Source organism: Lelliottia sp. AC1 (assembly GCF_023278595.1).
Lineage (GTDB): Bacteria > Pseudomonadota > Gammaproteobacteria > Enterobacterales > Enterobacteriaceae > Enterobacter > Enterobacter nimipressuralis.
The window spans coordinates 2,335,298-2,349,244 of sequence record NZ_CP025699.1; the positions used below are offsets into that span (position 1 = coordinate 2,335,298).

A 13,947-nucleotide genomic window follows, 5' to 3' on the forward strand; every position below is an offset into this window, starting at 1 on the left:
GCCATCGAGTCATATCGCCGGGCGGCGGCATTGCCTTACCCGGCTAACACATACACTGTCCAGCAGGCCCGGTAAGCGCAACGCCACCGGGCATCTGGCTAGTTCAGCTTCGCTTTGGAGAAATCACTGCCCATCAGGCTAACGCTATACCCGGTCACATTACTGCGTGTGGCGTAGAACGTTTTGCCGTTTGCCAGCGCAATCCACGGTGCCTGCTGGTAGAAAATCTCCTGCGCCTGGCTGTACAGCGCCGCACGCTTCGCCGGATCGCTGGTCAGCTTCGCTTTTTGTACCAGGTCATTATACCCTTTGTCACACCAGCGTGCGGCATTCGAGCCGGTCTTGATGCTGTTGCAGCCGAGCAGCACATCGGCGAAGTTGTCCGGGTCGCCGTTATCTGACATCCAGCCAAACAGGGCGCTGTCGTGCTCGCCTTTACGCATTCCGGACAGATACTCGCCCCACTCGTAAGAGACAATTTTCGCCTTCACGCCCACCTTCGCCCAGTCGCTCTGGATCATCTCCGCGATGCGTTTGGAGTTCGGGTTGTACGGTCGCTGAACCGGCATCGACCACAGGGTCACTTCTGCGCCCTTCTCCAGCCCCGCCTGCTTCAGCAGCGCTTTCGCTTTTTCCGGATCGTAACTGTAGTCTTTCAAATCTTTGTTAAAACCGAGCATGTTCGGCGGAATCGGTGATTTAGCGACCGTACCGGAACCCATAAACACGGCGTTAACAATGGCCGTTTTATCCGTCGCGTAGTTCAGCGCCTGACGCACCAGCACGTTATCAAACGGTTTTTTCTCGGTGTTAAACGCCAGATAGCCGACGTTCAGCGCATCAACGGAATGCAGCGTCAGATCTTTATTCTTCTTAATCACGTCAAACTGAACCGGGGATGGCGCAGGGATAATCTGGCATTCGTTGGTTTGCAGCTTCGCGAGGCGCGTTTCAACGTTCGGCGTAATCGAGAAAATCAGATGCTTTGTTGGCACCTCGCCGTCCCAGTAAGTCGGGTTAGCAACGTAGCGGATCAGAGAATCAACTTTATATTGCTGCAGCACGTACGGGCCGGTACCAATTGGCCAGGTGTCGACGTTTTCCGGCTTCCCTTTTTTGAGCATAGCGTCTGCGTATTCGGCTGACAGGATCGAGGCGAAATCCATTCCCCAGTCGGCGAGGAACGCCGCGTTCGGCTCACTCAACACAAACTGCACATGGTAATCATCGACTTTTTTGACTTCCTGGATCAGCTTATCCAGTCCGACGTCATTGAAATATTCGTAATTACCCTGGGAGACGTTGTGATACGGATGCTTAGGGTCTTTCTGACGCAGCACCGAGAAAATAACGTCGTCGGCGTTAAAATCACGGGTCGGTTTGAAGTATTTGTTGCTGTTAAATTTCACGCCTTTACGCAGCGTAAACGTATAGGTTTTGCCATCCGGAGAGATAGTCCAGGATTCTGCCAGCGACGGAACCGGAGTATTTTTGACCGGATCAAAATTAATGAGACGGTTATAAAGCACCTGAGAGCTGGCAACGAATGACGGGCCGGAGCTGGCGATTTGCGGGTTGAACGACTCCGGTGACGCCTCAGAGCAGTAAATGATCGTATCTGTGTTTGCCGCCCAGGCAGCGCTTGCCGGTAAGAGTGTACTCAGCGCAAGCGCGAGCAGCTTTTTCCCTGTGGTCATGGTTATAAGCCTTTTTGATTTTTATATATAGAACGTCAATAACAGCACAGCCCTGAGCGGGTGGCAAATAACGAAACACTATCAGGATATTCTAAAGCCATTAATTTCGCTGGTTTAACAGCCAGCCATCGCCCGGTGATTTGCCTTAAGTGTGCTGTTTCGTCAACCACTAATGCACCTTTCTATCCGCTAAGAAATCGCCGCTTTTAGCGTCTCCTCGTCCGTTTGCTTGCAAAACGATTTCGTTAAAGTAATGGGGTGAAGAAGTCTACAGGACCAAATCGTGGCAAAAACACTTTTACGCAGCGGCAATCTCGATGATTTTCAGGCCGTTGGCGGCGGCGGACAGGCCGTATTTGAATCAGCACTACAAATCCGTGAAGCGCTGCGTCTGCGCAAACAGCAGACGATCGTCGATTGTCTGGCGATCCCGCAGGTGAACGACGGCGGCGACCGTGTCGACTGGTATTCACCGGTGGACGGTGACGTTCTGGGCTGGAATGCCGCCGATGAAGACGCACGTTTTCGCGCCCTGCGCTATCTGGAGAACACCCTCTCAAGCGTTGAATCGCTGAGCAAAAAGAGCCTCCAGTCGCCTAAAACCGCACAACAGCTGTTTGGTTCCCTGCTTTCAAAAGCATTCCAGTTCCCCGGCGAAAATTTCCTGTTCCTCGTCGACGGCAAGCCGGTTATCGCGTTCTGGGGTTTTGTGAATCTCAATGAAAACGCGCGCGAGGATGTTCTGGATTGCCTGCGTGAATCCCTCAAGCCTGAGCCGATGCCTGCGCCAGTTGAAGAGCCTGAGCCTGAAGAACCCGCCCCGGCGATTGTGTTTGAGCAAGCCGACGCACCGCTCATCGCACCACCGCCTGTGGTTCGTGTGACAGAGGACGACCTCTATTCCGCTGAGCCTGCGCCCGTGGTGATGCCTGAAGTGTCCGCGCCCGCAGAACCTGCGCCTGTGGTTGTAGGCAAAAAACGCCGCGTTCCGCTCTGGTCTCTGCCTGTGGCGGCCGTGATTGTCGCGGCCATCGCGACTCCGCTGCTGTGGCCAAAACAGGCGCCTTCTGCCGAGCCTGTCGCAACACCTGCTCCGGCACCGATTGTTATTGCCCCGAAACCGGTAAAACCGGCGGTCGAGATGGCGATGAACCTGCCGCTGCACCAGGCCGAAATCCTGCCGGTTAAAGCCGCAGAACCTGCACCGGCCCCGGTCGCAGAACCGGTGCTAATTTCCGCGATCCCTAAAGATGCCATGGTGATGGACGCCGTTCAGGTAAAAACCGGCTCAACGAAATTCCTCAACGGCACCTGGCGCGCCATGCTGGACGTGAAAGATCCGATCACCGGGAAAGCACCGTCACTGCGTTATCAAATTCAGAACAACAAGGGGACCGCTCGTGTGGTTCAGGGCGATAACGTTATTTGTCGAAGCGACATTTTCTCGGGCCTTCACAGCAACGGCGAACTGATGATTAAGAGCCGCGGCAATGCCCGCTGCACGGATGGTTCGCGCTACCCGATGCCGGAAATCGCCTGTAAAGCCGGGACTAACGACGTGGCGGAGTGTACTGCCCGTTATGATGCCAAAACCGTCGTTCCGCTGACGTTCAAGAAAGCAGGTGCCTGATCCTATGCTGGTAAATCTTTGCGACTACAAACAAAGCGTCACGCTGATTGCGAACAGCGGCGTACAGTTTCTTGATTTTGGCCTGACGCCACAGGACACGGCAAGTCTGGGCCGGTTCGTGCGTAAAACCGCCAATGGCCCTTTGCTGCGCCTCAATTACGATCTGGTCAATGGCCGCTACACCCTGCCCGCTGCACGCGGCGGTCAACCTGAAGTGGTGAAACCGGAAAGCACGTTTACCCTGCATCAGTCCCTGGCGGTGCTGGATGGCGTCTGGCTTCCGGTGCCTTTTTTACGCTTTAATCCGCCGCGTACCTTTGTTGACGGCCCGGATAACTGGGCGCGCGCGCAGGTGCGTAAGCTTGAGACGCCGGACAGCGCGGGTAACACCCACCGTGTCACGTTCGCGCTGGACAGCCAGATAGCCGATCACGCCACGCCGGGCCTGTCACCAGTCGAAAACGATATTCTGAACGGCACCCGTTTTGCGCTGGCCTGGCGCGACGACGAGGTGCTGAGTTTTCTCGATCAGACCTGGATTGACGGCTGGCTGCGGGAGGCATTCAGCGGCTACGCCACCAGCGTCGAAAACCGCTCCGAGCGCGACCTGCACCAGGCGATGCGCGGTTTTGAATATCAGGCCCACTGGCTCAACCTGATGACTATGCTGGGCGAGCAGATCGCCGTTCCGGAAGTGAAATTTGTTACTCACACCCTGAGTACGCCCGCCATTCCGGTCGATCTTATCCTCGATGTCGGCAACACCCACACCTGCGGCGTGATCATTGAAGATCACGGCGATGCCAATGACGGCTTACGCCAGACCGCCGAACTGCAGGTGCGCTCCTTAAGCGAACCGCAGTTCCTGAATGAGCCGCTATTTACTAGCCGCCTTGAGTTTTCTGAAGCCCGCTTTGGCAAGCAGCACTTCTCCGTTGAAAGTGGCCGCGAAGATGCGTTTGTCTGGCCTTCAATCGTGCGCGTGGGCGATGAAGCGCGCAAACTGGCGATGCAGCGTCTGGGCACTGAGGGCAACAGCGGGATCTCCAGCCCGCGTCGCTATCTGTGGGATGAAACCCCGACAGTTCAGGACTGGCGCTTTAGCAGCATGAATGCCAAAACCCAGCGGGAACCGCTGGCAACCGCCTTCCCGCTGATGAACCTGATGAACGATGACGGGCAGCCGCTGTTCACCCTGCCGCCGGATGAACGTCTGCCGGTCTTCTCACCGCAGTACAGCCGCAGCACGCTGATGACGCACATGCTGTGCGAACTCCTCGCTCAGGCTCTCGGCCAGATCAACAGCGTCGCCACGCGTCTGCGTTTGGGTTTCCCGGCCTCGCCACGCCAGTTGCGTACCCTGATCCTGACCCTGCCCTCGGCGATGCCGAAACAGGAGCGCGAGATTTTCCGCCGCCGCATGTTTGAAGCCATCGCCATCGTCTGGAAAGCGATGGGCTGGCACCCGCAGGATGACGATTTTGCCAGCCGCAAGCAGCAGGATAAGAGCGTGGTTCCGGTTCCCGCTATCCAGATGGAGTGGGACGAAGCCAGCTGCGGACAGCTCGTGTGGCTGTACAACGAAGCCATTTCCCATTTCGGCGGCCAGACAGAAGCGTTCTTCGCCTCTCTCGCCCGTCCGGACCGCGAAGTAGAGCCGGGCGCACAGCCTGGGCGCTCGCTGCGCGTGGCCTCCATCGATATTGGCGGTGGCACTACTGATATGGCGATTACCCACTATCAGCTGGATGACGGCTCTGGCAACAATGTCAAAATCACCCCGCAGCTGCTGTTCCGCGAAGGATTTAAAGTGGCGGGCGACGACACGCTGCTGGACGTGATCCAGCGCTACGTCCTGCCCGCCCTGCAAACGCAGCTGCAAAAATCCGGTATCGCCGATGCTTCTCTGCTGATGGCTTCGCTGTTTGGCGACTCCGGGCGCATTGATACTCAGGCAGTGCTACGCCAGCAGACGGCGCTGCAGCTGTTTATGCCGATTGGGCACGGGATCCTCGCCGCTTGGGAGAGCAGCGATATCGACGATCCGCTGGCGGGTTTACACGCCACCTTCGGCGATCTGCTAAAACAGCAGCCGACCCGCAACGTGATGAACTATCTGCAACAGGCGATCGACCACGCGCTGCCCGCCGGTTCGGCAGCGTTCGATCTGTTTGCGGTTCCGCTGCATGTGAACTTCCAGGAAATGCAGGACGCGATGCTGGCGGGCCAGTTTACGCTGGCCGCTCCGCTGCATGCCGTGTGCGAAGCGATTTCCCATTATGCCTGCGATATTTTGCTGATCACCGGGCGCCCTGGCTGTCTGCCTGGGGTGCAAGCGCTGATTCGCCACCTGCAGCCGGTGCCGGTCAACCGCATCGTCTGGCTGGATAAATACCGCGTACATGAGTGGTATCCGTTTAGCCAGCAGGGCCGTATCGGTAATCCAAAATCTACGGCTGCCGTCGGCGCGATGCTGTGCAGCCTCGCCCTGGACCTGCGTTTGCCGCGCTTTAATTTCAAAGCTGCCGACATCGGTGCCTATTCCACCGTGCGTTATCTCGGCGTGCTGGATAATACGGTCAACACGCTGCGCGAAGAGAACGTCTGGTATCAGGACATCGACCTCGATAAGCCGGGCGCGAAGCTGGATGCGCGACTGCACTTTCCGCTACGCGGTAACGTGACGCTCGGCTTCCGTCAGTTGGCTAACGCACGCTGGCCCGCCACACCGCTCTATACGCTGAGCATTAACTCAGCAGAGCTGGCAAAAGCCATCGCCGGAGACGGCGTGCTGAACGTGCGCCTGCAGCTACGCGGCGGAACGAAACACGAAGGCCCGGAGTCGTTTGAGCTGAGCGACGCCTGGCTCCAGGACGGGACACCGGTGCCGCCTGACGCCTTAACGTTTAAACTGAATACCCTGGCCGACCGCCGTCATAGCGGAAGCCACTACTGGATCGACAGCGGGAGCGTATATCTCAAATGACAGCGATGACTGCCACCTCTCAGGCGTTAATCGAGTGGATCAACGACACGCGCCTGCATGCCCCGATGCTGGATAACGATGCTGACGCCCTGCTGGCCCGCCTCACCTGCGCGCAGGCACGCGGACAGGTGCTTGACCGCGCCCTGACCGGACACAGCAGCATTGGCCTTTACGGCCATTCGCAGGCTGCCAAAGCGCATCTGCTGGCGTCACTGTGCGGCAGCGGAAACGGTCGGCTGGATGTTTCTCCCGGCCAGCGCACCTTTGACTATTTTTCCCATATCAACCCCGGCCATGGCCTGACGAACATGGCCGTACGTTTCACGCCGCGCTCCAGTGATGTCAGCGACGATGCCTTCCCGCTGCGCCTGAGCCTGGTCACGGAAGCCGAGCTGGTCCAGCTGTTTATTGCGCGTACCACGCTGCACACGCTGATTCGCCCGGTAGAAAAATCGGTGATTGAAGCGCGTGTCGAAAAATGGCGTGCCCTGCGCCAGCCGCAAGGCGTTCCGGGGATCACCGCCCAGGAAGTGGCGACCATTGCCCGCTACTGGCGCAGCACCGTTCCCGCCTCTGAACAGCAGATGGACGATAGCCTGTGGCATCAGTTTGCGCAGCTGATCCCCTCCCTCGATTTAAGCACTCGCGCCAGCGTCTGGTCGCTGCTGTGGGGTGAGCAGCAGGAACTGACCCAACAGTGGCTGAAACTGGCCCACGTGCTGCATCAGACCAGCCACTCCCGCCAGCTGGCGGCACCGCTGAGTTTGCTGGTCGATAATTTCGGCCTGCCCAGCGAAGGGTTCCTCACTCGCGCAGAGTTCACCGCACCAGATGCACAGGAAGCCGTGCTGCACCCGCTGAATAATGGCGAGATGTTGAATGCCATTAGCATTCCCGTCGACGTGCTGGCATTCCTGACACGCGAACTGGTCCTGCCCGCTGAAAACGGTGTGCTGGATAACGTCGATATTATTGATATTCCCGCACCATCGGAGACCGATCTCTCGCCGCTTGCAGAGGCCAAATGCACATGGCTGCTGGAGCATTATCGCCAGCAGATGCAGCCCGACGTGCTGGTGATTTGCAACGCTACCGCCCGCCACGAGCAAACGGCAAAAACGGCAAAAACCTTGCTGAACTGGGTGAAAGATACCCAGACGACGGAAGAGTCCGCCCTGCCTGGCCTGGTATGGGCCATTACGCCGCACGACGCGCGATTCCTCACCAAACAGAATCTGGATGAGGCGGTGCAGCACCTGCTCGGCAAACCGGGCCAGCGCTGGGGAACGTTACAGGCTCTCGACACGCACAGCATGCAGCGCGTGGTGGAGTGGCTGTCGCAGGCAACGCTTGCCACGCAACGCCAGTCTCGCCTGCAAGCGCTGAAGAACGCTCAGATACGCGAGCTTCGTGCGTTGATGCAAAGCTATCTCGCGCCGATGGCCGTTGAGCCTGATGCACAACGCACTCAGGCTGAAGCGATGGTGCGCACGCTACAATCCAGCGCAGCCCGCCATGGCGAATTGCTTGAAGGGCTGCTGCCACCGCTGAAAGCCTTCGAAACGCTGCTTACCGTTCAGCAGCCCCGCGAAGAGCAGGTTAACGGTTTGTTCACCGACGCGATTGATCTCTTTGCCGACAACGCTAGCGAAGGCCATGAGGTCTTCCAGACCAAAGATAAAGCGCGTCTGGCGCATCGTGTCTGGATCAACCATCTGCGCCAGTGGAGCCGTAACGAAGCCGCCGCGAACAGGCTGGGGCTGGACGTTGCTGCACTCCCCCAGATTGCCGATACGCTGGTGATCAGTAGCTACCGTCTGAATCTGCCGCAACAGTTACAGCGCATCGTAGAAGCCGATAAAAGCAGTGCCGCACAACTCCATGCGGCCATCGGTAACTTCATCGGCTGGCTGGGCTACGCTGAAACACCTGCGGCGACTCGCCCCGCAAGCCGCGTGCGTAAAGGCCAGGCCATCTTCGTGACGCCTGTCGTCAGCAGCGCAACGCCAAGACTGACGCAACTGGGTGAGCAGCCGGTTCACGCCGCCACGGTGTACGTGTACGACTGGCTGGTCGCGCTTTATACCCGCGCGATTGAGAACATTGGCTATCAGCACCCGCATGATATCCAGCCCGCCGCACGTCAGGCGTTACAATCGATATTGCGTTAATCCTAATGACAGCCTGCAAAGGCGCGGGCTGTCACTCTTCTGAGACACAATCTGAAAGCGCGCGCGCCAGCGCGGAAGGATTTTCCCACGACATGGAATGCCCGGCGGCAGGGATCATCAGAATCTGGACACCCTGCTGACGCATCTCTTCGGCCTCGGCATCTGGCAGCGAGAGTTCGCCAAACAACAGCGTGACCGGACATTTCAGCGCCAAAAAGCGTGCGCTCCAGTCAGGGGTAACGCCCGCAACCAGAGACGCGGCACCGCGCCAGACGGCATAAGGTGCATTACTGCGCAGACACCCCGCCCACGCAGACGCTTCGGCGGCAAGCATAGTGTGATAGCCAGTTTCAATAAATGAGGCCTCACTCTGCGCGGCAATCGCGCGGCTGAACATGCCTCCTCCCGCATGAAAATTGGGTTCAGAGACAATCAGCCCGCGAATACGGTTTTCGGTAAGACCGGCGGTTTCGATAGCGATGCTGCCGCCCATGCTGTGGCCATAGAGCCAGAATGCGTCAATATTGAGATGGTTCAGTAGTTCGACAACGACCTTCGCCTGATCGCTGGTGCGATAGAGAAAGTGTTCAGGTTTGTCGCTATAGCCACTGCCGGGAAGGTCGATAAGAATGGCCCGACGCGCACCAAACTGCGGATCGCAGACGACGCGGGGATATTCATACGAAGAGGCGCAGCCGAGGCCGTGAATAAAGACCACGGGATCGCCAGAACCAGGGAGGTCCTGCCAGCGCACATTGCAGCAGGCTTGCTGCGAGTAAAAACTGTTCATAAGCACTCCTTTGTCGACACACTGTGTATTTATACAGTCACTCGTAGCGGAATGCTATTTTGTCTTTAAATTTTGGAAGCGTGCTTCAGAAAAGCGAGATCAACAGTGCCACAGGAAAGCTCATCGGCCAGGTCGAGCCCACCAGAAACGCGCTCAAAAACCGAATGCGTTTACGGTCTTTCGACAGGAACCAGGTAATCAGGGCGCATATTGCTGCCATGACTGCGTAAAACACCAACATCTTTTGATAAAGCGTCATTCTGTGCACTCGATCGATAAATAACCGCGCGCAATATGCGTCATATATTGATACAGATCAAGTTTTAATGTTACAGATTAACCACTAAAATCACATGGTTAATAACAATGAAGTATTTCGTAGACGTTAATTCCCCGCCTGAGTTACCCCTTTTCCTACCCCTTTAAAGTTGCATCTTATATGCACATTTTGCACAATGATTGTGCCCGAAAAGTGGTGTAATAACAGCAGGCTTTAGAGGGAGAAACTATGTTACGCATTCCGCAGAGTTGTATTCATACCCGTTCCACCCCTTTCTGGAACAAGGACACCGCCCCTGCTGGCATTTTCCAGCGCCATCTTGATAAAGGCACGCGACCGGGCGTTTATCCCCGTTTGTCGGTAAGTCAGGGAGCGATACGTTACTTAGGTTATGCCGACGAGTTCACGCCGGTCCCTGACAGCGAACTCATCATCAAGGCAGGCCATTTCGGCGTGTTTCCGCCTGAAAAATGGCATCACATTGAAACGATGACTGACGATACGATTTTTAACGTCGATTTCTTTGTTGAACCGGAAGTTTTGAAATCTCTTTGAGCATTTAAACGCCCGTAAGGAACTTATTATGCTACGTATTCCTGAAAATTTTGTTCACACCCGCGCCACTCCATTCTGGAACAAAGACTCCGCACCGAAGGCCCTGTTCACCCATCACAACACCAAAGCGGGCGTGTATGGCCGCCTGTCTGTTATGCAGGGCGCGGTGAAATATTATGGATTCCCGGATGCGCAAGCCACTGAACCCGATCTTGAACTGATTATCGAAGCGGGTTCTTTTGGCATTTCGCCACCGCAAAAATGGCACCGCATTGAGCTTCTGACCGACGATACCTACTTCAGTATTGATTTCTTCGCCGATCCGCAGGCAAATCTTAAAGGCGCGGGCCTGGGAAAAGTCGTTAATACACATAAGGGGTAAGAAAATGGGCAAGGCAACGTATACCGTCACCGTCACGAATAACAGCAACGGCGTGTCGGTCGATTACGAGACACAGGCCCCAATGGAGCTGTTAATTCCCGATGTCGCAGCCGATGTTGTGAAAGATTTGGTCAATACCGTGCGCGCGTATGACACGGAAAATGAGCATGATGTCTGTGGCTGGTAGACACTGCCGGGTGGCGATGACGCCTGACCCGGCAACGATTTAATCCCGATAAGCGCAGCGCTACCGGGCGTAAATGACGCTAGTGTTTAATCATGACGTGCCTGACCACGGTGTAATCCTCCAGGCCATACACCGACATATCTTTGCCGTATCCGGATAGCTTCATGCCGCCGTGCGGCATTTCGCTGACCAGCATGAAATGGGTATTCACCCAGGTGCAGCCGTATTGCAGCTGAGCGCTGAGACGATGCGCGCGCCCCACGTCTTTCGTCCACACCGATGACGCCAGACCATACTGCGAGTCATTGGCCCAGGCCAGAACTTCCTCTTCATCGCTGAACTCCGTCATGCTGACCACCGGGCCAAACACCTCGCGCTGGACGATGGCGTCTTCCTGTTTTGCTCCCGCCAGCAGCGTGGGCTGGAAGTAATACCCTGCGCCGTCCACTTTATTGCCCCCGGTCACCACGTTGACGTGTCCGAGCGCTTTGGCTGCATCCACTGCCTGGCAGACCCGCGCCAGATGCGCCGCAGAACTGAGCGGCCCCAGTTCGGTGGATTCATCATCCGGCGCGCCGGTTTTCAGCGTGGCCACCGCCGCACCGAGCTTTTCGACCAGAGCGTTGTAAATGCCTTTTTGCGCGTATATCCGGCATGCAGCGGTACAGTCCTGGCCCGCGTTATAGAAACCGAAGGTCCGCACGCCCTCGACAACCGCGTCGAGGTCAGCATCGTCAAAGACGATGACAGGCGCTTTACCCCCCAGCTCCATATGGGTGCGTTTAATCGACGATGCCGTGTGGCCGATTATGTGCTCGCCGGTGGCAATCGAACCGGTCAGGGAGACCATGCGTACTTTTTCATGCCCCGTCAGCGGGTCGCCAACGGTTTTGCCGCGACCGAACAATACATTTAATACCCCTGCCGGGAAGATCTCTTTTGCCAGTTCCCCCAGTTTGAGCGCGGTCAGCGGCGTGATTTCTGAAGGTTTGATCACCACGCAGTTTCCGGCGGCCAGCGCCGGAGCCAGCTTCCACGCCGCCATCATCAGGGGATAGTTCCACGGCGCGATGGACGCCACTACGCCCACCGGATCGCGGCGAATCATGGAGGTATGGCCGTCGAGGTACTCTCCCGCCGCCAGTCCATTCAGCGTACGAGCGGCACCGGCAAAGAAACGGAACACATCCACGACTGCGGGGATTTCGTCGTTGATGACACAGTGCAGCGGCTTGCCGCAGTTTTGCGATTCGAGGCGCGCGAATGTGTCGGCATGTTCCTCAATCATATCGGCCAGTTTCAGCAGGCATTCGGAACGCGCTTTCGGCGTGGTTCGGCCCCATTCTGAAAAGGCGCGGTCGGCGGCTCGCACGGCAGCGTCGACCTGTGCGGCAGACGCTTCGGCGATCTCCAGCAGTACCTCGCCCGTGGCAGGATTGTAAACCGGCTGGTTTTCGCCTTCGCCGGTGACCAGTTCACCATTAATCAGCAGTTGAGTTTGCATAGCATTGTCCTGTTGAAATCAACGTTATTTCCCGCTTTCGACCACGTTTTCGTTGTCGCGGGTTAGCCACCAGGCCCCCAGAATCGGAATGGTCGTTACCAGCATCACCAGTAGCGCAACCACGTTAGTGACGGGCACATCACGCGGGCGTCCAAGCTGATTGAGTAACCACAGCGGTAACGTACGCTCATGTCCCGCCGTAAATGTCGTGACGATGATTTCGTCGAACGACAGTGCAAACGCCAGCATTCCTCCCGCCAGCAGTGCAGAGCTTAAATTCGGCAGCACGACGTAGCGGAAGGTTTGCCAGCCGTCGGCACCTAAATCCATCGACGCTTCGACCAGGCTCCATGAGGTGCGCCGGAAGCGAGCGATGACGTTGTTGAACACCACCACCACGCAGAAGGTCGCGTGACCGGTAACGATGGTGAAAAAGCCCGGCTCGAGATTGATGGTTTTAAACGCCGTCAGCAGCGCCAGACCGGTGATGATCCCCGGAAGCGCAATCGGCAACAGAAGTAGCAGCGAGATGGCGTTTTTGCCGAAAAACTCGCTGCGCCAGAGTGCCGCCGCCGCCAGCGTCCCCAGCACCAGCGCAATGGCCGTCGAGAGCGACGCGATTTGAAGTGACAGTGTCACTGAATCGATAATGTCGCTTCTTGATGCCGCCACACTAAACCACTTGAGGGTCAGCCCTTTCGGGGGGAAGCTGAACGCCGCATCTTCCGTATTAAAAGCATAGATGGCGATAATCAGAAGTGGGAAGTGAAGGAAGATCACCCCGCCCCAGGCCGCCAGTTTCAGGAACACGTTCGCGCGTTCAGAGTGCATCGAACGCTCCCAGACGTTTCACGAACGCCAGATAGAGTGAGATAAGCACAATCGGCACTAAGGTGAACGCCGCCGCCATCGGCATGTTGCCGATCGCCCCCTGCTGCGCATAAACCATGTTGCCAATGAAATAACCCGGCGGGCCGACCAGCTGCGGCACGATAAAATCCCCCAGCGTTAGCGAGAAGGTAAAAATCGAACCGGCCGCAATGCCAGGAATGGCCAGCGGCAGCACCACGTAGCGGAAAGTCTGGCGCGGGCGCGCGCCCAGATCGGCTGACGCCTGTAACAGCGAGGGCGGCAGGCGTTCCAGCGCCGCCTGGACGGGCAGGATCATAAACGGCAACCAGATATAGACAAAGACGAGGAAGCGCCCCAGGCCGGACGTCGACAGCGTGTTACCGCCAATCGCTGGCAGCGTCAGCACTGACATCAGCAGCGGCTCCAGCCCCATATAGCCGAGAAACCACTGCGCGACGCCATCTTTTGCCAGCAATAGCGTCCACGCGTAGGCCTTAACGATGTAGCTCGCCCACATCGGCAGCATCACCGCGATATAGAAAAAAGCTTTCCATTTACCGCGCGTAAAGCGCGCCATGTACCACGCCATCGGAAAGGCCAGAATCGCGCTGGCAATCGTGACGGCAATGGCCATTAGCAAGGTGCGCAGGATGATGTCGTAATTGGCAGGGTTGAAAAGTGCCAGTATGTTCGCAAAGGTCAGATCCGGCGTCACCGACATGGTGAAATCGTCGAAGGTGTAGAAACCTTGCCACAGCAGGGTCAGCAGCGAGCCGAGATAGACAATCCCGAACCACATCAGCGGCCCAAGCAGGAGCAGGAACAGCCCGAGCGACGGTTTGCGCCAGAGCAGCGTCGTGATCCGGCTGACCGGGCCACGGGAGGACGGTGCAGGTGAAACGCTCATGTCCAT

General features: G+C 57.1%; 12 protein-coding genes. 6 read left to right on the forward strand and 6 right to left on the reverse strand.

Features of this window, described 5'->3' with window-relative positions:
- Positions 1 to 98: 98 nt before the first annotated feature.
- A complete protein-coding gene (locus C0560_RS11085) occupies positions 99 to 1,697 on the reverse strand; it encodes an ABC transporter substrate-binding protein (RefSeq protein WP_248858535.1) in 1,599 nt (532 codons plus the stop codon).
- Positions 1,698 to 1,980: 283 nt separating this feature from the next.
- On the opposite strand from C0560_RS11085, the gene C0560_RS11090 reads away from it, so the two are divergent.
- Genes C0560_RS11090 through C0560_RS11100 form a run of 3 tightly spaced genes read left to right on the forward strand, consistent with a single transcriptional unit; the run spans position 1,981 to position 8,484 of the window.
- Entirely contained in the window at positions 1,981 to 3,327 is a 1,347-nt protein-coding gene (locus tag C0560_RS11090; protein ID WP_248858537.1) for an SrfA family protein, read from the forward strand.
- Between the two features lie 4 nt (positions 3,328 to 3,331).
- Entirely contained in the window at positions 3,332 to 6,313 is a 2,982-nt protein-coding gene (locus C0560_RS11095; protein WP_123427793.1) for a virulence factor SrfB, read from the forward strand.
- Complete coding sequence (locus C0560_RS11100) at positions 6,310 to 8,484, forward strand: virulence factor SrfC family protein (RefSeq protein WP_248858538.1); 2,175 nt, start codon at positions 6,310 to 6,312, stop codon at positions 8,482 to 8,484. Before C0560_RS11095 ends, C0560_RS11100 begins: the two co-directional genes overlap by 4 nt.
- 31 nt (positions 8,485 to 8,515) lie before the next feature.
- Here the strand turns inward: C0560_RS11100 and C0560_RS11105 are convergent, their stop codons facing one another.
- Positions 8,516 to 9,274: an alpha/beta fold hydrolase gene (locus C0560_RS11105; RefSeq protein ID WP_181826397.1), complete on the reverse strand. Its 759-nt coding sequence runs from the start codon at positions 9,272 to 9,274 to the stop codon at positions 8,516 to 8,518.
- Positions 9,275 to 9,359: 85 nt separating this feature from the next.
- Complete coding sequence (locus C0560_RS11110) at positions 9,360 to 9,533, reverse strand: GhoT/OrtT family toxin (RefSeq protein WP_095284283.1); 174 nt, start codon at positions 9,531 to 9,533, stop codon at positions 9,360 to 9,362.
- Between the two features lie 249 nt (positions 9,534 to 9,782).
- On the opposite strand from C0560_RS11110, the gene C0560_RS11115 reads away from it, so the two are divergent.
- The 3 genes from C0560_RS11115 to C0560_RS11125 are packed head-to-tail and all read left to right on the forward strand — an operon-like array spanning position 9,783 to position 10,678.
- The gene (locus tag C0560_RS11115) at positions 9,783 to 10,109 is read left to right on the forward strand and encodes a DUF1971 domain-containing protein (RefSeq protein ID WP_100780036.1); all 327 of its coding nucleotides are present in this window, start codon (positions 9,783 to 9,785) and stop codon (positions 10,107 to 10,109) included.
- Positions 10,110 to 10,137: 28 nt separating this feature from the next.
- Positions 10,138 to 10,491, forward strand: coding sequence for a DUF1971 domain-containing protein (locus C0560_RS11120; protein WP_248858540.1), 354 nt, complete (start codon positions 10,138 to 10,140; stop codon positions 10,489 to 10,491).
- Positions 10,492 to 10,495: 4 nt separating this feature from the next.
- Positions 10,496 to 10,678 carry a DUF1869 domain-containing protein gene (locus C0560_RS11125; RefSeq protein ID WP_095282123.1) on the forward strand — a complete coding sequence of 61 codons (183 nt, stop codon included), beginning with the start codon at positions 10,496 to 10,498 and terminating at the stop codon, positions 10,676 to 10,678.
- Between the two features lie 79 nt (positions 10,679 to 10,757).
- Here the strand turns inward: C0560_RS11125 and patD are convergent, their stop codons facing one another.
- Genes patD through C0560_RS11140 form a run of 3 tightly spaced genes read right to left on the reverse strand, consistent with a single transcriptional unit; the run spans position 10,758 to position 13,941 of the window.
- On the reverse strand, positions 10,758 to 12,182 hold the full coding sequence (patD, locus tag C0560_RS11130; protein WP_248858541.1) for an aminobutyraldehyde dehydrogenase: 1,425 nt from the start codon (positions 12,180 to 12,182) through the stop codon (positions 10,758 to 10,760).
- Between the two features lie 24 nt (positions 12,183 to 12,206).
- Positions 12,207 to 13,013 (reverse strand): ABC transporter permease, encoded by an 807-nt coding sequence (locus C0560_RS11135; RefSeq protein ID WP_100780033.1) that lies wholly within the window; start codon positions 13,011 to 13,013, stop codon positions 12,207 to 12,209.
- Positions 13,003 to 13,941, reverse strand: a complete 939-nt coding sequence (locus C0560_RS11140; protein ID WP_371923347.1) for an ABC transporter permease — start codon at positions 13,939 to 13,941, stop codon at positions 13,003 to 13,005. Before C0560_RS11140 ends, C0560_RS11135 begins: the two co-directional genes overlap by 11 nt.
- Positions 13,942 to 13,947 lie beyond the last annotated feature (6 nt).